Origin of the sequence: Vibrio sp. 10N.286.55.E10 (assembly GCF_002872555.1) — a bacterium.
Taxonomy (GTDB): Bacteria; Pseudomonadota; Gammaproteobacteria; order Enterobacterales; family Vibrionaceae; genus Vibrio; species Vibrio crassostreae.
The window spans coordinates 86,493-105,119 of record NZ_MCSD01000013.1 but is presented as its reverse complement, the minus strand read 5'-3'; the positions used below and the strand labels follow the sequence as shown (position 1 = coordinate 105,119).

The 18,627-nt window shown below is 46.7% G+C and carries 16 protein-coding genes and 1 riboswitch; of the genes, 10 read left to right on the top strand and 6 right to left on the bottom strand.

From position 1 onward, the window contains the following. Window positions 1-24: 24 nt before the first annotated feature. Window positions 25-124, bottom strand: a riboswitch (purine riboswitch). A gap of 324 nt (window positions 125-448) precedes the next feature. The 4 genes from gmk (at window position 449) to recG (ending at window position 6,089) form a co-directional block, all read left to right on the top strand. Beyond that, window positions 449-1,072, top strand: a complete 624-nt coding sequence (gene gmk / locus BCV39_RS09955; protein WP_048661314.1) for a guanylate kinase — start codon at window positions 449-451, stop codon at window positions 1,070-1,072. 116 nt (window positions 1,073-1,188) lie between these two features. Then, window positions 1,189-1,461: a DNA-directed RNA polymerase subunit omega gene (gene rpoZ / locus BCV39_RS09950; RefSeq protein WP_009848003.1), complete on the top strand. Its 273-nt coding sequence runs from the start codon at window positions 1,189-1,191 to the stop codon at window positions 1,459-1,461. A gap of 39 nt (window positions 1,462-1,500) precedes the next feature. After that, on the top strand, window positions 1,501-3,627 hold the full coding sequence (spoT, locus tag BCV39_RS09945; protein ID WP_048661313.1) for a bifunctional GTP diphosphokinase/guanosine-3',5'-bis pyrophosphate 3'-pyrophosphohydrolase: 2,127 nt from the start codon (window positions 1,501-1,503) through the stop codon (window positions 3,625-3,627). 383 nt (window positions 3,628-4,010) lie between these two features. Beyond that, window positions 4,011-6,089, top strand: coding sequence for an ATP-dependent DNA helicase RecG (recG, locus tag BCV39_RS09940; RefSeq protein ID WP_102432193.1), 2,079 nt, complete (start codon window positions 4,011-4,013; stop codon window positions 6,087-6,089). Window positions 6,090-6,326: 237 nt separating this feature from the next. On the opposite strand, the gene envZ is transcribed toward recG, so the two are convergent. Continuing rightward, window positions 6,327-7,625 (bottom strand): two-component system sensor histidine kinase EnvZ, encoded by a 1,299-nt coding sequence (gene envZ / locus BCV39_RS09935; protein ID WP_102432194.1) that lies wholly within the window; start codon window positions 7,623-7,625, stop codon window positions 6,327-6,329. A gap of 165 nt (window positions 7,626-7,790) precedes the next feature. After that, entirely contained in the window at window positions 7,791-8,510 is a 720-nt protein-coding gene (ompR, locus tag BCV39_RS09930) for a two-component system response regulator OmpR (protein WP_008218409.1), read from the bottom strand. A gap of 177 nt (window positions 8,511-8,687) precedes the next feature. On the opposite strand from ompR, the gene greB reads away from it, so the two are divergent. Further along, a complete protein-coding gene (gene greB, locus BCV39_RS09925) occupies window positions 8,688-9,170 on the top strand; it encodes a transcription elongation factor GreB (RefSeq protein WP_017062470.1) in 483 nt (160 codons plus the stop codon). A gap of 664 nt (window positions 9,171-9,834) precedes the next feature. Next, complete coding sequence (locus BCV39_RS09920; protein WP_102432195.1) at window positions 9,835-12,165, top strand: Tex family protein; 2,331 nt, start codon at window positions 9,835-9,837, stop codon at window positions 12,163-12,165. Window positions 12,166-12,431: 266 nt separating this feature from the next. Here the strand turns inward: BCV39_RS09920 and BCV39_RS09915 are convergent, their stop codons facing one another. Next, window positions 12,432-12,905: a hypothetical protein gene (locus tag BCV39_RS09915; RefSeq protein ID WP_048661309.1), complete on the bottom strand. Its 474-nt coding sequence runs from the start codon at window positions 12,903-12,905 to the stop codon at window positions 12,432-12,434. 341 nt (window positions 12,906-13,246) lie between these two features. After that, window positions 13,247-14,023 carry a pimeloyl-ACP methyl ester esterase BioH gene (gene bioH, locus BCV39_RS09910; protein WP_048663065.1) on the bottom strand — a complete coding sequence of 259 codons (777 nt, stop codon included), beginning with the start codon at window positions 14,021-14,023 and terminating at the stop codon, window positions 13,247-13,249. Between the two features lie 93 nt (window positions 14,024-14,116). On the opposite strand from bioH, the gene BCV39_RS23150 reads away from it, so the two are divergent. The 4 genes from BCV39_RS23150 (at window position 14,117) to cysQ (ending at window position 17,237) form a co-directional block, all read left to right on the top strand. Further along, complete coding sequence (locus BCV39_RS23150; protein ID WP_170960807.1) at window positions 14,117-14,830, top strand: ComF family protein; 714 nt, start codon at window positions 14,117-14,119, stop codon at window positions 14,828-14,830. Between the two features lie 109 nt (window positions 14,831-14,939). Beyond that, a complete protein-coding gene (gene nfuA / locus BCV39_RS09900; protein ID WP_048661415.1) occupies window positions 14,940-15,524 on the top strand; it encodes a Fe-S biogenesis protein NfuA in 585 nt (194 codons plus the stop codon). Between the two features lie 298 nt (window positions 15,525-15,822). After that, entirely contained in the window at window positions 15,823-16,374 is a 552-nt protein-coding gene (gene nudE, locus BCV39_RS09895; protein ID WP_102432196.1) for an ADP compounds hydrolase NudE, read from the top strand. A 35-nt stretch (window positions 16,375-16,409) separates the two neighbouring features. Then, a complete protein-coding gene (gene cysQ / locus BCV39_RS09890; protein WP_048663063.1) occupies window positions 16,410-17,237 on the top strand; it encodes a 3'(2'),5'-bisphosphate nucleotidase CysQ in 828 nt (275 codons plus the stop codon). A 102-nt stretch (window positions 17,238-17,339) separates the two neighbouring features. Here the strand turns inward: cysQ and BCV39_RS09885 are convergent, their stop codons facing one another. Both BCV39_RS09885 and BCV39_RS09880 read right to left on the bottom strand, forming a co-directional pair. Next, window positions 17,340-18,119 (bottom strand): type II secretion system protein N, encoded by a 780-nt coding sequence (locus BCV39_RS09885; RefSeq protein ID WP_102432197.1) that lies wholly within the window; start codon window positions 18,117-18,119, stop codon window positions 17,340-17,342. Between the two features lies 1 nt (window position 18,120). Then, on the bottom strand, window positions 18,121-18,609 hold the full coding sequence (locus BCV39_RS09880; RefSeq protein WP_055320004.1) for a type II secretion system protein M: 489 nt from the start codon (window positions 18,607-18,609) through the stop codon (window positions 18,121-18,123). Window positions 18,610-18,627 lie beyond the last annotated feature (18 nt).

Genomic DNA, 18,627 nt, shown 5'->3' with positions numbered 1-18,627 from the left:
ATTCAAATGCTGTGAGAATAGAGAGGTCTCTACACTAAAAACTGTAGTCACCAAGGTAGGCTCGGTAGTAGAAACATCTAGACCTTTTTACTAGATATATACAGCATTTAATCGTTTGCGCGGATTGTAAGGATTGAGATTAAAACTTCAACAGATTTTGTCCAGATCACATAAAAAAGTGCAGATGATGAGTGATTACATTTCTACAAAGATCCTTGAGAAGATCATTCGCTAATAAATAACGATCAAGCCAGTTGTTCTCAATCATCTAAATGTGCTACTCTTCGCCTCCATTTTTCTGACCTAATTTTCACCAGTTGCTTCTATTAGTTTTACTCGTTATCTCTTTATAGACGTAACCAACGGAACAACAATTAGAGTCAGTGCTATCTTTTATAGTGTAGGTTTATTGCCTTCACTCAATCCAACCAACAGTGGAAATATACAGATGGGCAAAGGTACTCTTTACATCGTATCTGCACCTAGTGGCGCAGGTAAGTCGAGCTTGATCTCAGCAATGCTAGAAACCAATCCAACCTACGCAATGAAGGTATCTGTTTCACACACCACTCGCGGTATGCGCCCTGGTGAAGAGAATGGTGTTCACTACCACTTTGTAGAAAAGCATCACTTCGAAGACCTTATTGGTAAAGGTGAGTTCCTAGAGTACGCTGAAGTGTTCGGCAACTACTACGGTACTTCACGCGTTTGGATTGAAGAAAACCTAGACCGCGGTATCGATGTGTTCCTAGATATCGACTGGCAAGGTGCTCGTCAGATCCGTGAACAAATGCCTCAAGCGAAGAGTGTATTCATTCTTCCACCATCAAATGGTGAGCTAGAGCGTCGTTTGAATGTTCGCGGTCAAGATAGCGACGAAGTTATTGCGAAACGCATGAGCGAAGCAAAATCAGAGATTTCTCACTATGCAGAATACGATTATGTGATCGTGAATGATGACTTTGATGCAGCCCTAATGGACTTCAGAGCAATCATTCGTGCGGAGCGTTTGAAAGAAGATAAGCAAGCAGCTAAATACAGCGGCATGCTTACAGCACTACTGGCGGAATAATCTAGAACTGGATTTTCCATTGAGATAAGTATACGGTGATCTAGAAAGTCTCTAGTTAAACTTGTATACTTTCTCGTCATCAAAAATTTATTAGTTAATTACTATTTGGAGTCCTCATGGCACGCGTAACTGTTCAAGACGCTGTTGAAAAAGTTGGCAACCGTTTCGACCTAGTTCTTATTGCGGCTCGCCGCGCACGTCAAATGCAAACTGGCGGTAAAGATTCACTAGTGCCTGAAGAAAACGATAAGCCAACGGTTATCGCTCTTCGCGAAATCGAAGAAGGTCTTATCACTAAAGACGTACTAGATGCTCGTGAGCGTCAAGAGCAACAAGAGCAAGAAGCGGCTGAACTTGCAGCAGTAAGCAGCATCGCTCACACTCGATAAGAACGTCATTCGAACTAATTAACCTTCCGGGCCTTTAATTTGTATCTATTCGATAGCCTCAAAGACGTTGCCCAAGAATACCTAACAGAGCCTCAAATTGAGGCTCTGCGTCAATCTTATGTGGTAGCGAGAAACGCCCATGAAGGGCAAACCCGTTCAACGGGTGAACCATACATAATCCACCCTGTTGCTGTTTCAAGAATCCTGGCAGAAATGCGTCTGGATATCGAAACTCTGCAAGCAGCCCTACTCCATGATGTAATTGAAGATACTGAAGTTACAAAAGAGGAGTTAGAAGCTCAATTTGGCAATACTGTTGCTGAACTGGTTGATGGTGTATCTAAGCTGGATAAGCTTAAATTTCGTGATCGCAAAGAAGCGCAAGCAGAGAACTTCCGCAAGATGGTTCTCGCGATGGTGCAAGACATCCGCGTTATCTTGATCAAATTAGCTGACCGTACTCACAACATGCGCACGCTTGGGGCACTTCGTCCTGACAAAAAGCGTCGTATTGCTCGTGAAACCCTCGAGATTTATTCTCCGCTAGCTCACCGTCTTGGTATTCATAACATCAAGACCGAACTAGAAGAGTTAGGCTTCGAAGCCCTTTATCCGAACCGTTATCGCGTACTTAAAAACGTAGTGAAAGCTGCGCGTGGTAACCGTAAGGAGATGATCCAACGTATCCATAGCGAAATCGAAGGCCGCCTTGAAGAAGTCGGTTTGCCTGCTCGCGTACTTGGTCGTGAGAAGAATCTGTTCTCCATCTATAACAAGATGAAAACCAAAGAGCAGCGCTTCCACACCATTATGGACATCTACGCTTTCCGCGTAGTGGTTGATACCCCAGATACTTGTTATCGCGTACTTGGTCAGGCTCACAGCCTGTACAAGCCTCGTCCTGGCCGCATGAAAGACTATATTGCGGTACCAAAAGCCAACGGCTACCAATCTCTGCACACGTCAATGATCGGCCCTCACGGGGTGCCAGTTGAGGTCCAGATCCGTACTGAAGATATGGAGCAAATGGCAGATAAAGGTGTCGCGGCGCACTGGTCTTACAAAGGTAATGGCTCGCGCAGCAGTAACGGGACAACCGCACAGGTTAAAGCACAACGTTGGATGCAGAGCTTACTTGAGCTACAACAAAGCGCAGGTAACTCATTCGAATTCATTGAAAACGTTAAATCTGATCTGTTCCCAGATGAGATCTTCGTATTCACGCCGAAAGGTCGCATTGTCGAACTTCCGGCAGGTGCAACAGCGGTCGATTTTGCTTACGCGGTGCATACCGACGTCGGCAACATGTGTGTAGGTGCTCGTGTAGACATGAACCCTTACCCACTCAGCAAATCGCTGAAGAATGGCCAAACCATTGAGATCATCAGTGCTCCGGGCGCACGTCCAAATGCAGCATGGCTCAACTACGTGGTGACATCACGTGCACGTACTAAGATCCGTCAGGTTCTGAAAACCATGCGTCGTGAAGAGTCGATTACCCTTGGTCGTCGTCTACTGAACCACGCACTTGGCGAGCACTCTATTACCGATATCGGCCAAGAGAATCTCGAACATGTATTGTCTGACTTGCGCCTAGAAAGCGTTGAAGACTTGCTCGCATCGATTGGTCTTGGTGAGCTGATGAGTATCGTTATTGCTCGTCGTCTACTGGGTGATGCTGACGAACTGACGGAAGTGAAAAACAACAGCGATGCGCCTAGGAAGAAACTGCCTATTCGTGGTGCTGAAGGCCTGCTACTGACGTTCGCTAACTGTTGTCACCCGATTCCAGACGATCACATCATTGCTCATGTATCTCCAGGTCGTGGCCTTGTGGTTCACCGCGAAACGTGTCCAAACGTTCGTGGTTACCAGAAAGAACCAGATAAATACATGGCGGTTGAATGGTCTGACGATTACAACCAAGAGTTCACTGCTGAGCTTCAGGTTGATCTGCAGAACCATCAAGGTGCACTGGCTGAGCTAACCAATGTTATCTCGAAAACAGGCTCTAACATTCACGGTATTTCAACCGAAGAACGTGATGGACGCTTGTACACAGTGACAATCTTGCTGACCACCAAAGATCGTGTTCACCTTGCGAGCATTATGAAGAAGCTACGTGTGATGCCACACGCGCTGAAAGTAAGACGTCGTAAGAACTGATCAAAATAAAGATGAGGGATTCGAGATGGCGGGATGCGAAGAGCAAAAGACTTCGTGACTCACCATCTTGGCTCCACATCTGCTTTTAATCTCTCAACCTTTCGTATTTTGAGTCTGCTTTAATTTTATGTATTGCTTTAATCTTTCCATATCCCGTTCACTCACACCCAATATCTGCTCTTAATCTTTTCGAATCTCGTTTACCCGCATCCCGTATCTGCTCTTCATCCCTTCGCATCTCGTTTACTCGCATCCCGCATCTGCTCTTCATCCCTTCGCATCTCGTTTACTCGTATCCCGCATCTGCTTCTAAGCTTTATCCTGTACAAAAATCCAGTAAAATGCTTGAATAGATTATCCCTCTTACGTTTATGAGCCTTGTTATGTCACAGCTTTTATCTGCTATCCCTCTCAACTCTTTATCTGGAGTCGGCGCAAAAGTCGCAGAGAAACTGGAAAAGGTTGGGCTTAACAATGTACAAGACCTGCTGTTTCACCTGCCTTTGCGCTATGAAGATCGAACTCGAATCTATCCAATCGTAAAGCTGCACGCAGGCCTTTGGGCTGCAGTGCAAGGCAAGGTAATGCACGTCGATACCATTTTTGGTAAACGTAAGATGTTGGCGGTAAAAATCAGTGATGGGAACGGCACCATTACCCTACGCTTTTTCAACTTCACCGCAGGTATGAAGAATAACTTTGCCGAAGGTAAACAAGTCCATGCCTATGGTGAGATCAAGCGCGGTAATATGGGGCTTGAGATCGTCCATCCGGATTACAAATTCTTTGCACCAAGGCAACAGCCAGATGTTGAAGCCAACCTAACTCCGGTGTATCCAACCACTGAAGGACTAAGACAAGTCACGCTACGTAACCTTACCGATCAAGCCTTAGAGTTAATCGACAAGGCCGCGGTGAATGAGCTGCTACCATCAGGTTTATACGATCACCAAATTACCCTCGCACAAGCACTGCATACCATTCACAGGCCACCTCCAGAGATTGACCTAGAGCTGTTTGATGAAGGCAAGCACCCTGCGCAACTGCGCCTAATTATGGAAGAGTTACTGGCTCAAAACCTGTCTATGTTGTCTGTTCGTAGCAAAGGGCAGCAAGACAAGGCAATGCCTTTTCCTCCGGTGAACACCCTCAAAGATAAACTGTTAGCTCAGCTGCCATTCTCGCCAACCAACGCACAAGCACGAGTAACCAAAGAGATCGAAGCTGACCTTGAAAAGCCGCACCCTATGATGCGTTTAGTGCAAGGTGATGTGGGTTCAGGTAAAACCTTAGTCGCTGCACTGGCTGCAGTTCGCGCACTGGAACACGGTCAGCAAGTGGCACTGATGGCACCAACCGAACTATTGGCCGAACAACACGCGATTAATTTTGCTAACTGGTTTGAAGCAATGGGCATTCAAGTCGGTTGGCTGGCAGGTAAACTCAAAGGCAAAGCCCGTGAAACCGAACTGGCACGCATTGCTAGCGGCGAAGCGCAAATGGTTGTCGGAACTCATGCCTTGTTCCAAGAACATGTCGAATTCAAAAACCTTGGCTTAGTGATCATTGATGAGCAGCACCGATTTGGTGTCCATCAGCGTTTAGAGCTACGTGAAAAAGGGGCAAAACAAGGCTATTACCCGCACCAGCTAGTGATGACAGCAACCCCAATTCCACGAACGCTCGCCATGACGGCCTATGCCGATCTCGAAACCTCGATTATCGATGAACTGCCACCGGGTCGTACACCGATTCAAACCGTGGCGATTCCTGATACCAAACGGGATGATATCGTTGAGCGGGTGCGTAATGCGTGTCTTAATGAAGGAAAACAGGCCTACTGGGTATGTACGCTGATTGATGAATCCGAAGTATTGGAAGCGCAAGCCGCTGCTGATACCGCAGAAGAGCTGCAACGTAAATTGCCAGATGTGAAAATTGGTCTGGTACACGGCCGAATGAAACCCGCCGAGAAACAAGCGGTGATGCAAGAATTCAAAGAGAACAAACTGCACCTATTGGTTGCGACTACGGTGATTGAAGTGGGTGTGGATGTACCTAACTCGAGCTTAATGATCATCGAGAACCCAGAACGTCTTGGTCTAGCACAACTGCACCAATTACGTGGCCGTGTTGGTCGTGGTTCGGTCGCAAGTCATTGTGTACTGCTGTATCACTCGCCGCTATCTAAAACCGCTCAGAAACGTTTAGGTGTACTGCGTGAAAGTAACGATGGCTTTGTGATTGCTCAACGAGACTTAGAGATCCGTGGCCCCGGCGAGCTACTTGGTACTAAGCAAACTGGCCTAGCCGATTTTAAGATTGCTGACTTGGTACGAGACCAACGTTTAATCCCTGAAGTACAGCGTATCGCACGTCATATTCACGATAGCTACCCAGACAATGCTAAGGCGATCATCAATCGCTGGTTGGGTGAGCGTGATGTTTATTCTAAGGCGTAACTAGCAAAACTAACGTAATCCAAAACGCAAAAGGCTTCCCTCAAGGAAGCCTTTTTCGTGTGTGTTACTTCCATCAATCAAGAACGAGATTCCCTATTCGCTCGTTCCTCACGATAGAGAATGACGATCAAAGTAAACTGTCATCGTCAAAGTCCATGGTTAGCAATGCGTCATCCTCGAGAGGGAAGAATGGCCGAGTCGGGGATCTATGTTCAGCCCCCAACCACTCAATAAAACCTAAGGCTTCACTGGGAAACTGATCTGAGCCTTCAAGCCACCTTCACTACGGTTATTCACCACTACCGCACCTTGATGTTGGCTGACAATGCGCTTCACAATTGCCAAGCCTAAGCCCGTACCCTCACTGCCTCGAGCCGTATCACCGCGAGTGAACGGTTCAAACAACTTACCGACTTGGTCTTGTGGGATGCCCGGACCATTATCTTCTACCGTCACCCAAGCCAACTTATTATCTGCAGTCATACCGGTCGATACCTTGACCCAACCATTACCATAGCGCAGCGCGTTCACCACCAAGTTACTCACTGCACGCTTCATCGCGATCGGGTTGCCCAACGCAGGTTTCATGGTTTCTGGAATATCGGTTTCAATCTGAACCTCGTAGCCACCCTCAGAGCTCGATACTTCGCGTGCAATATCATCGACAAACACCGCTTGGAATGAATCACGATCGACTGGCTTTAAGTAATCCATGAACTGACTGATGATCTCGTTACACTCTTCAGTATCACTGATGATCCCTTCGGCTAAGTAGGCATCCTCTGGGGACATCATCTCAGTCGCTAAGCGAATACGCGTTAACGGAGTACGCAAATCATGACTGATACCGGCCATCAAGAGAGCCCTATCTTCTTCCAGTTCTTGTATGCCTTTCGACATCTGATTGAATGCACGAGTTACCGAACGAATTTCTTGCGCACCTTGCACTGGTAATGGCGGTGGAATGTCACCGCGCCCAACACCTTGTGCGGCTTTCTCTAGCGCAATGAGCGGGCGGTTTTGCAATCGGATAAACAGCCAACCACCTGCGACGATCAACATCGCCATGATCAAGCTGTTACGAAATAGTGGTGCAAAATCTTCTTCTTGCAACTCAGAGAGTGGTATACGAATCAAAGAGTTAGGCAGCTGAGCAATGTCCATCCACAGCACATAGCTCTCTTTACCTAGAATCAATCGCACTTCGGTTTCAGAGCCCAGCTCTTTGGTCATCTCCTCACTCATCAGGTCAATTGCGACAGCATGATAATACTCACCCGCAGCCTCGCTATCCTTGGCGTGAACCGTCACTCCGAGTTGCTCAAGCACACGCTGACGCAATGGTGCGTCAATCTCGATATCACTACTGCCTTGATCCAATACCAGGTTTAACTCGTGAGCCAAAATCTTATTAAACTGCTGCAAGCTCGGCATCAATGCGTAGTTAAACACGGCGTAATATGAAAAGATTTGGCTAGCAACCAACAGGGTTAAGAAGAGCACTATCGACTGAGTAAAGGAGCTACGTATGCGCATAGGAGACCTAAAGTGAGGGATGATAAAGGGATATAGTGGGAACTATAGCTGTAAACCATTGTGCTGAATACAAAACGGGTCATCACATATTAATGAGATGACCCGTAAATAAAGAATTCTGATTCACAGAATCGATAAAGCGGCTTTTGAGCTTATAAAGCTAGATTACACAGCTTTGCCATCTGGAACGAATACATAACCCAAGCCCCACACCGTTTGGATATAACGGGGTTTGCTTGGATCTTCTTCAACAAGACGACGCAGACGTGAAATCTGAACATCGATAGAACGTTCCATTGCTGAATACTCACGACCACGCGCCATGTTCATCAGCTTATCGCGAGACATTGGCTCACGCGCGTTAGTGACTAGCGACTTAAGTACCGCAAATTCACCCGAAGTAAGCGGCATAGGCTCTTCACCGCGGAACATTTCACGCGTACCTAAGTTCAAACGGAACTCACCAAACTCAACCACAGACTCTTCTGTGCTTGGTGCGCCCGGTGCTTCAATCACTTGGCGGCGCAGTACCGCTTTAATGCGAGCAAGCAGTTCACGCGGGTTAAATGGTTTTGGCAGGTAATCATCGGCACCCACTTCCAAACCCACAATACGATCCACTTCGTCACCCTTTGCAGTCAGCATCAGGATAGGTAGCGAGTTGTTTGCGTTTCTTAGACGACGACAGATCGAAAGACCATCTTCGCCCGGCAACATTAAGTCCAATACCATCAAGTGAAAGTTTTCACGGGTTAACAGGCGGTCCATCTGCTCACTGTTTGCCACGCTACGCACTTGAAAGCCCTGCTCTGACAGATAGCGCTCTAACAGTGCACGTAAACGAGCATCGTCATCGACCACTAAAATTTTGTAGTTTTCTTGCATGTAATGGTTCCACCTATTAAAGCTTAAACCTAAGGTTAAGCATTCTTGGTAAATGTGTATTGGTATAAGACATTAAAAATGTAACATTATTGGAGAAAAAGTCGCCTAAATAATTGTTAACGTATGTTGCCTTTCTATATATTCTATCTTAGATCATCATTTCATTAAGTCAGATTTATGAAAACCAAACTTATAACTCGAGAAGGTTATAACAAGCTTAAAGCAGAACATGACCACTTATGGCACGAGAAGCGTCCAGAGATCACTAAGATAGTCACTTGGGCTGCAAGCCTTGGAGATCGTTCAGAAAACGCAGATTACACCTTCAATAAGCGTTTGCTACGTCAGATTGATCGCCGAGTGCGTTTCTTAAGAAAGTTCCTACCTGATGTCACGATCGTTGATTACTCGCCACAACAAGAAGGTAAGGTCTTTTTCGGGGCTTGGGTCGAAATTGAGAATGATGATGGGGAAATTAAGAAGTTTCGAATTGTCGGCCCTGAAGAGATCTACGGCGATGCTAAAGGCTATATCTCTATCGACTCACCAATGGCACGCGCTCTGCTCAAGAAAGAAGTGGATGATGAGTTTACGGTAAAAACACCGGAAGGCGACAAAGAGTGGTTCATTAACTCGATTCGCTACGCAGACAACGAATAACCAAACTTAATAAATACTTAGCGATGAGCTGAGTATTCAAGCAAACTCAAACTCCAGATAAAAGAAAACCCCGCTAGGCTTTCGCCTGACGGGGTTAAGTCTCTATCGCAGCAATCCGGCTACTGTTTATCTCTTCGAGATAAGGTGCTCCCTGCATCTTTCCTTGATAGTGGCTAAATCCTTTAACCAATTTCCTTTTTGTTCATCGCCATCCTAGCGGTGTCCATACTAGCCTGTCATCCTGACTGGCGAATCTCATCCAGAGATTATTACTTCCTTGCTGACCACTCATCCTAAGTAATCAAATCTTCATCCTGAAGATACCTAGTCCATTAGGCTTTTTCCTGTTCCTGCCAACTCCCTGTCGACAAGTTAAATATTACGGTAATTGAGCGAGTTTCCTAGATAGTTGCAAAAAACATTTCAGGTGGGAAATACGCCCACAAACACACAATCCAATAAAATCAATTGCTTAGATAAAAAACAAGACGATTTCATTGGTTTAAAGCGACTTAGTCTCACATCACTTGTAAGAGATCTCGCACAAAGCAGGTATCAGAAACGGAAATTCGACTTCTGACAGGATAATTACACAGCCAAAGCTAGAAAAAGCGTACGCTCACCCCCATGTATTTGTCATGATATTAAATAAGAGATTCATCGGATGAGCCAAGCTATCTGTCGACTGATCGCTGAAGAACTGAATGTCCGTTCTGAGCAAGTCACTGCCGCAGTAAACCTAATTGACGACGGTAACACCGTTCCCTTTATTGCCCGCTACCGTAAAGAAGTTACGGGTGGCTTAGACGATACCCAACTACGTAACCTTGATAGCCGCCTTTCTTATCTTCGCGAGCTAGACGATCGTCGCCAAACGATTCTTAAGTCGATTCAAGACCAAGGAAAACTCACGCCAGAACTCGAGCGTGATATCACTCAAGCAGACAGCAAGACTCGTCTAGAAGATTTATACCTTCCATACAAACCAAAGCGCCGTACCAAAGGTCAGATCGCGATTGAAGCAGGCTTAGAGCCACTTGCCGATACGTTATGGAATGAACCACAGCACGATCCGGAAACGGAAGCAGCTAACTTCATCAGCAGCGATAAAGGCATTGCCGATACCAAGGCTGCACTGGATGGCGCACGCGCGATCATCATGGAGCGCATTGCGGAAGACGCAAACCTGCTTGAAAAGATTCGCCAACACCTGAACCGCAATGCAGAGCTTGGTGCTCGTGTTGTGGCTGGCAAAGAGAACGAAGGTGAGAAGTTCAAAGACTACTTCGAGCACAACGAAGCGCTTAGCAAAATACCGTCTCACCGTGCCCTTGCAATGCTGCGTGGCCGAAATGAAGGCTTCCTAACACTGGCAATGAACGCAGACCCAGAGCAAGAAGAAGGTGTACGTGGTTCATACTGCGAGAACATCATCTCTGATCACTACGGCATTACCCTAAGCAGCGCTCCTGCAGATGCTTGGCGTAAGCAAGTGATTAGCTGGGCATGGCGCATCAAGGTTTCTATGCACATGGAAACCGAATTGATGGGCGCGATGAAAGAACGAGCAGAGATCGAAGCAATTGAAGTATTCGCCACCAACCTTAAAGACCTGCTAATGGCTGCGCCTGCTGGCCCTCGAGCAACATTGGGCTTGGATCCAGGTTTACGTACCGGTTCGAAAATCGCTGTTGTGGACTCAACAGGTAAAGTTCTAGCGACAGAGACTATTTACCCTCACCCACCGCAAAAGCAATACGACAAGTCAGCACACGTGGTTGAGCAGATGGTTCATCAGTTCAACGTTGACCTGATTGCGATTGGTAACGGCACAGCTTCCCGCGAAACCGACAGCTTCGTGGCTGATGTGATTAAGCGTGGCAACCTAAAAGCACAAAAGATCATTGTTAGCGAAGCGGGCGCATCGGTTTATTCTGCGTCTGAGTTAGCAGCAAAAGAGTTCCCGAACATGGACGTATCGATCCGTGGTGCAGTGTCTATCGCGCGTCGTCTGCAAGATCCATTGGCAGAGCTGGTGAAGATTGACCCTAAATCGATCGGTGTGGGCCAATACCAACACGATGTGAGCCAAACTATGCTCGCTAAACGCCTCGATGCGATTGTCGAAGACTGTGTAAACGCCGTAGGTGTTGATGTGAATACCGCGTCTGCCGCACTACTTACTCGCGTAGCGGGCCTTTCTAGCACCATCGCTCAGAACATCGTGGATTTCCGTGATGAAAATGGTCGTTTTGAAGCGCGTACTACGCTGAAGAAAGTCGCTCGCTTGGGGCCAAAAGCCTTTGAACAGTGTGCTGGTTTCCTACGAATTATGGACGGCAAGAACCCTCTCGATGCATCATCGGTTCACCCAGAAGCTTACCCTGTGGTGAAAAGCATCGCTGAGAAAAACCACAAAGACATCAAATCTCTGGTGGGTAACACAGACTTCCTGCGTGGCTTGCATGCCATTGATTACACCAATGAAAACTTTGGTGTACCAACGGTAAGCGACATCATCAAGGAGCTGGATAAACCGGGACGTGACCCTCGCCCTGAATTTAAGACAGCAACCTTCGCTGATGGCGTAAACAGCGTTTCAGACTTAGAACCGGGCATGATTCTAGAAGGCGTGGTATCGAACGTGGCTAACTTTGGCGCCTTCGTTGATATTGGTGTTCACCAAGATGGCTTAGTGCATATTTCAGCGCTCACCGATCGCTTTGTCTCTGACCCCCGTGAAGTGGTTAAAGCCGGTGACATCGTCAAGGTGAAGGTAATGGAAGTCGATGTTCAGCGTAAGCGTATTGCGCTAAGCATGCGTATGAAGGACGAGCCGGGACAAGATAACCGTGCTCAACGTTCAAGTGCACCTCGCACGCAAAACCGCCCGAACCAGAATTCACAAGGTGGACAACGCCGTCGTGAGGAGCCGCAACAAAACGCGGCGATGGGCGGTGCTTTTGCCGCAGCCTTTGCTAAAGCGAAAAAATAATCCATTAGCTCATCTAAAAAGCTGATGTGCTTAAAACAAAAAACCTGCATCCCTTAGGGTATGCAGGTTTTTATTATGTGTTCAAAAAAGACATCGAAGCTGAGCTGTATTCTACGTATTTTATACTCGAAATAATTGGGGTTGCAGCTAGGTAACCTTTTCCTTACAAAGGAATGAAGTTCATCCCTATGAGCATAGGGGTTCTATGTAATTAGGGTGAACTTACGCAGTTAACAACGCTGCGGCTTCAAGTATGAAGAGTATAATTACAACACAATCAGCATTTCTGATGGAGCATGAGGCGCAACAGCATGACCATAATGATATTTTATGACCTTACGTCGTTTCTCCATCTGTCCCTCCTGAATCGCCGCATCTAAAACATGCTTTGGCAGGCGAAAACGCATGGTATAGCCTTTTCCTTGGTCAGCACTGTAAGTTCTCAGTGCCAACAAGCTGAACAGCCTATCAAAAGGATCTTGTGGCTCTTCTTGGCTAATCGAATTGGCCTCTGACTCGTTCTCCATTTCATAACCCGGATGGTCTGAAGGATCCCAAGCCGACTGCTGCCTTCGCTTATCGTCCGACTTTACCTTTCGCTCTGCATTGGTTTTCGCCAATGCTACGGCGGGAGCGACAGGTTCTCGAACTCTATTATCACGCGCAACTTGCTCTGTTTGCACATTAACGGACGGGGCGATTAGTGGCACACTCACTGCAGTTGCAGGTGACACAATCATCGCGAACTCTCCTCAAGAATCGCCCATCGTTATTGCTATAACGCTGTTGTACTGTGAGTCAGCACAACAGGCATAGCCCAACTTACCGCAATCAGCTCAGGAGAGAGTTAGGTCTGAGTATCATGCTGTACATTGGTGTTATACCAATCGTGGTAAATAACTGCTCAACCTAGCTTGTTAAAACGCTCGATAACGGCGTTAGAACTTTTGATTGTAGAATAACTACTTATCAAAAAGCTCTGCCTTGTTCTCTAGCCTTTTTCCTACACTATTTTTGAACACTTACTTACTGTGATTGGTATTAGGTTATATATCGACCAAGCCGGCAATAAATTTAGCGATTATTTTTGGGCGAAGCTGACCAGTTCACTGCAAAAGGCATCGGCTTCGGTCATAAACGGCGCATGTGAAGACTGCGTGAAGATGTATTGCTCAGTATGAGGCAGAGCATTGCCCAAATCTTTGGCCACCTTGATTGGCACCAATCCATCTAATCGACCATACAAGCGCAACATAGGCACTGAAATCTCAGGCAATTGTTCACGCAGGTCGACGTCCGACAGCATCTTTAATCCTGCTAATAATGATTCAGGGTTCGGCAACGGGCGAGACAGCACCGCTTGCTTGAGCTGTTTTACATCTTGTCTTGCTGAAGGGCTACCCATGGCTTGCAATGCCATAAAGCGTTCGATGGTGGTTTGGAAGTCTTCCACCAGCTGTTCGGTGAATGCGCTTAATACGTTTGGCTGAATACCTCGCCATAATACGGGCTCTTTAGCAGCAGCGAATTTAGGAGAACTGGCGACAGTCACAAGCTTGCTCACGTAATCTGAGTGATGAAGAGCCATGTGCGTTGCGACCAAACCACCGAGCGACCAACCCACCCAGATCGCTTGTTTAGGCGCTTCGGCCAACAGTTGCTGAGCAATCTCTTCAAGATCTTGAGCGTGGCAGTGTGCGCTGTGTCCATACCCTGGTAAATCGACAACATGCACTCGGAAATCAGCTTGTAATGCATTAACGGTTTGTTGCCACACCGCACCGTTCATTCCCCAGCCATGAACCAGTACTAAATCAGGCCCTTGCCCAGAAACATGCCAATATAACGCGTCACTCATTCTCAATATTCCCTACTTTTTCCGTCAGCGATAATCCGTGCTTTTCAGTATGGTTAGCAAAAGGAACACCATAACCCAAAAGCATCGCAAGCTATGTTATCCGATTGGCTACAAAAACACACACCACGTCTGGTCACACCTCAATGCCACCTGTGTAAGCTCGATAAGCTTCCCGAAGACGCACATCCTCGATGGTGCAATTCTTGTCTCAAGCTCTTTGAACCTGTACCACGCTGTCAAAGATGTGGCTTAAAAACACTGACCACTGTCGATCAATGTGGTGAGTGCTTAGCTAATCCTCCGCTTTGGCATCGGCTCTATTGCGTCGGTGATTACACCTTCCCAACAGCAGGCTATATCCAACAAATGAAATACGCTGATAAGTTTTGGTTTGCACGTGATCTGTCTAAGCTATTGGCATCACGTATCGATCAACCTGCTCCGTTGCTCACCAGCGTACCGCTGCATTGGCGCCGATACACCCATCGCGGCTTTAATCAAAGTCAGCTACTGGCCAATTACACGGCTCAAGAGCTTGGCGTTAAAGATGAGGTGTTGTTTCGTCGAATTCGCTCAACAGCTTCCCAGCAGGGGCTGACTAAATCCGCACGATTACACAATCTAAAGAGCGCTTTTGCGCTTCAAAAACAAGACTTTCAAGGAACTATCCCCTCTCACGTCGCGATAATTGATGATGTTGTAACCACCGGCAGTACTGTGTATCAATTATGCCAATTACTACTTGAAGTGGGCGTTAAAAGGATTGATATTTACTGCATCTGCCGCACTCCTGAGCCCTCTGGATAAAAGCTGTGAATCACTACTTGTACAGCAATCCAACAAAAAAGGGCTGAATTACAAATCTGACAGGAGTAGAATGGCGCTAATAACCTACAAATCTACTCAGGTATTCGTCGTGTCAAATATTACTATTACAGAAACAGCTCAAACTCACTTTGCCAATCTGCTGTCACAGCAGCCTGAAGGTACAAACATTCGTGTGTTCGTGGTAAATCCAGGCACACAAAACGCTGAGTGTGGTGTTTCTTACTGCCCAACAGATGCTATCGAAGCGTCTGATACAAAACTTTCTTTCGAAGCATTCTCTGCATACGTAGATGAGTTAAGCCTACCATTCCTAGACGAAGCTGAGATTGACTTCGTGACTGACAAAATGGGCTCTCAACTAACGCTTAAAGCACCAAATGCTAAAATGCGTAAGGTATCTGATGATGCACCGCTTCTAGAACGCGTTGAATACGCAATTCAAACACAAGTTAACCCACAACTTGCTGGTCACGGTGGTCACGTTAGCTTGGTAGAAATCACTGAAGACGGTGCTGCTATCGTAGCATTCGGCGGTGGTTGTAACGGTTGTTCTATGGTTGATGTGACTCTAAAAGAAGGCATCGAGAAAGAACTTCTTCAACAATTCGAAGGTGAACTGACTGCTGTTCGTGATGCAACTGAGCACGATCGTGGTGAGCACTCTTACTACTAATCACTGATTTAGTGTTAGTCGTTATTTGAAAGGTTGATGCGTGAGCATCAACCTTTTTTGTTTTAGGTCTAAGAAAACACGCCCCTATATTAGCTTCCTATGCTCTTGTATTAATGAGCTTAATTATCAAAAACCTCACCTCGTTACCATCTTGAGTAAGGTATTCAAGTGATCGTAATCGACTCCTGCTTCAATAATTTTCGGATATGAAAACTCGGATCTAGGAACTCAACTCTATTTCCCCTATATTAGAATGACTTTATAAGAAAGAATTCCAATGAGCTAAGGAGCGAGCGCAATGACAAAAAGGACCAAGCCAGAAATTTTGGCTCAGCAAACTGTCGCTCAATCAAAACTATTCTCTATCGAGTCTCTCGATTTACGCTTTTCAAACGGTGAAGAGCGCACTTACGAACGCATGAAGCCTAGCGGCCGCAACGCAGTAATGATGGTTCCGATTACTGAGCAAGGCGATATTCTGTTGGTACGGGAGTACGCAGCGGGCACAGAACGCTATGAATTGGGCTTTCCGAAAGGACTTATCGATCCTGGTGAGCAGCCAAACGAAGCCGCGGTTCGTGAACTCAAAGAAGAGATTGGCTTTGGGGCTAACAAACTCACTCCACTCAAGGAAGTGATCCTCGCTCCCTCTTATTTTTCTAGCAAAATGACGCTGTTTATCGCAGAAGACCTCTACCCAGAGAAGCTAGAAGGTGATGAACCTGAACCACTGGACATTGTGCGCTGGCCGCTTGCTCAAGCCGAAGAGCTATTAACGCATCTCGACTTCTGTGAGGCTCGCAGTATTACCGCCCTACTATTGACCCTTCGCTCGCTAAATAACAACTAAAGCCATAAGCGCACTCGAAGAGTAAGAGAATATTTATGCCAACAACAAAAGATTTGTCTCACCTCCTACCCTCTGTCATTGAGGTTGCTCGCTCTGCAGGGCAGCTCATCTTAGAGATCTACGAGAAAAAAGATTACGAAGAGTTCACCAAGAGTGATGACACGCCTGTCACCAGTGCCGATCTGGCAGCACACAAGCTAATCTCAAAAAAACTCAGTGAACTCACGCCTGATATTCCAGTGTTATCTGAAGAAGCCGCTGATATTAGCCTAGAAAAACGCGCTCAGTGGGACCGCTACTGGTTGGTTGACCCATTAGATGGAACGCAGGAGTTCATCGCAAGAAGTGGTGATTTCGCGACAATTATCGCCCTAATTGAACATAACAAGCCAGTAATGGGTGTGGTGTATGCTCCGGTTTCTGGTGTGAGCTATTACGCATACAGCGGTAAAGGGGCTTGGAAAATTCCAGACCTTAATGACAGTGTTAAAATCAAAACGCATCGTCATGAACTACCAAACCAGTCTATTGCAATGGCGATCAGCCGTCGCCAAGACATCAATCGCATCACCAGCCGTATGAGCTCAGCATGGAATTATGATTTGGTTCCTCTAGGCTCAGCAGCGCTTAAGGCATGTTTAGTAGCAGAAGGTGCTGTGGATTGTTATCTACGCCTTGGACCAACCGGAGAGTGGGATACCGCCGCAACGCAGTGCATTGTTGAAGAAGCTGGCGGACGTATCTTAAGTACTCAACTAGAGCCGCTTTCGTACAATGAAAGAGAAACGCTAGAAAACCCGAACTTCATTGTACTCGGTGATGCAGATTTACCGTGGGCAGAGATCTTACAAGGCAAAGACTAAAGCCAACAGTCTTTATAGCCATAGGATATTCAAACAAAACGGGCACCTCAATGAGGTGCCCGTTTTTTATATCTCGTAATTTAGTGACCCTTAGCTGTTTAGCTAAAAACGACCTTGGTAAGTAAACTGATATTTACCTTGGCTGTCAGGGTTACCCAACCACTTAAGCTGGCTCTGCATCGCTGATGGGAATTCAGCACCCGGTTTAAACCATGCTGCCGAGGTGTAGCTTTGATTAGGCGTTACGCTCGCTGAGAACTCACTGTCCACTTGATCACTCTTCTGGATGCCTTTAGCTGCAATGGTGTTGTCTTCACAGGTAATATCCGCAATCACGGGCCCGAGGTCTAATGAACCCACTGGCGAGTCGACAGCTGCACCAGACCAAGCAAGCGTACCTTCGCCCGATTGACACCAAGGCTGAGCATGAACTGCGTGTTTGATCGTCAGTTCAACTTGTCCTGCAATAGAAACGGGGACTGGGATAGCCGGCGCATATTTCATCACGTTCATAGCAGGCATTGAAGCCACGAGGTTTTCTGCATAAGCACCGCTCATGCTATATCCAACACGACCTTTACCGGATAAATTCATGTCGCTGTTACGACCAAAGCGAACCGCAAGCTCGGCTTTGGCTTGGAATAGTTTAGAGAACTGGAAGTCCCACTGCACTGAGCCGTAATTGACACGCTGCCACGCAATATTGTTAGCGCGACCTTGCCAAACGGTGCCTTCAACGCCTTCGATGCTTAAACCACGCACAGCGGGCGCATGCTTGAGAGCAAAAGCGGCAGGCAAATGCAGCAACAAGCTTACTGAGAAAAAAACGATAAAAATGACGCTGAATAACAGGCCATATTTGAAAGATAGACCGCGTTTCACATTAACCTCGTTTAAACTGTAGTCGGTTGATCTCAATAACCCCAGGGCTATCAGAGCGATCAATATCCATAAACTCAACCTCAACACCCTGTTTTTCTTTCAGGTATGTTAGCCAGTCAACGAACTTATTAAATGGCACAGGCTTAATCCACACTTGCAGCATCTCACCACGTGGTTGTACGCGTATCAGCTCGATGTTAAAACGGCGCATAGAAGCAGGCACAGATTGGTTTAAAGGCTGGCTGGCACTTATGCCACCACTGCCTCGCAACTCAACCACTTCATTGGCTTTATTGGTTACCCAAGCCAGAAGTTGCTTCTCACTTTGAATACGGCTCTGCGCAAGTTCAGCTCGCTGACTGAGTGGCTGGATTAGCCCCCAATAAACAACACCGACCACCAATAGAATTGAGCAACCAATCATTAATCGTTGCTCTCTCTGACTTATTGAAGTCCACCACGCTTGGAGTGGCTCAATCATATTTCTCATCACTGATCTCCTTACGCA

Bases quoted from the DNA above. Each gene is read 5' to 3' on its own strand.
- gmk (WP_048661314.1), top strand. From the start codon at position 449: ATGGGCAAAGGTACTCTTTACATCGTATCTGCACCTAGTGGCGCAGGT.
- rpoZ (WP_009848003.1), top strand. From the start codon at position 1,189: ATGGCACGCGTAACTGTTCAAGACGCTGTTGAAAAAGTTGGCAACCGT.
- recG (WP_102432193.1), top strand. From the start codon at position 4,011: ATGTCACAGCTTTTATCTGCTATCCCTCTCAACTCTTTATCTGGAGTC.
- envZ (WP_102432194.1), bottom strand. From the start codon at position 7,625: ATGCGCATACGTAGCTCCTTTACTCAGTCGATAGTGCTCTTCTTAACC.
- ompR (WP_008218409.1), bottom strand. From the start codon at position 8,510: ATGCAAGAAAACTACAAAATTTTAGTGGTCGATGACGATGCTCGTTTA.
- greB (WP_017062470.1), top strand. From the start codon at position 8,688: ATGAAAACCAAACTTATAACTCGAGAAGGTTATAACAAGCTTAAAGCA.
- BCV39_RS09920 (WP_102432195.1), top strand. From the start codon at position 9,835: ATGAGCCAAGCTATCTGTCGACTGATCGCTGAAGAACTGAATGTCCGT.
- BCV39_RS09915 (WP_048661309.1), bottom strand. From the start codon at position 12,905: ATGATTGTGTCACCTGCAACTGCAGTGAGTGTGCCACTAATCGCCCCG.
- bioH (WP_048663065.1), bottom strand. From the start codon at position 14,023: ATGAGTGACGCGTTATATTGGCATGTTTCTGGGCAAGGGCCTGATTTA.
- BCV39_RS23150 (WP_170960807.1), top strand. From the start codon at position 14,117: ATGTTATCCGATTGGCTACAAAAACACACACCACGTCTGGTCACACCT.
- nudE (WP_102432196.1), top strand. From the start codon at position 15,823: ATGACAAAAAGGACCAAGCCAGAAATTTTGGCTCAGCAAACTGTCGCT.
- cysQ (WP_048663063.1), top strand. From the start codon at position 16,410: ATGCCAACAACAAAAGATTTGTCTCACCTCCTACCCTCTGTCATTGAG.
- BCV39_RS09880 (WP_055320004.1), bottom strand. From the start codon at position 18,609: ATGAGAAATATGATTGAGCCACTCCAAGCGTGGTGGACTTCAATAAGT.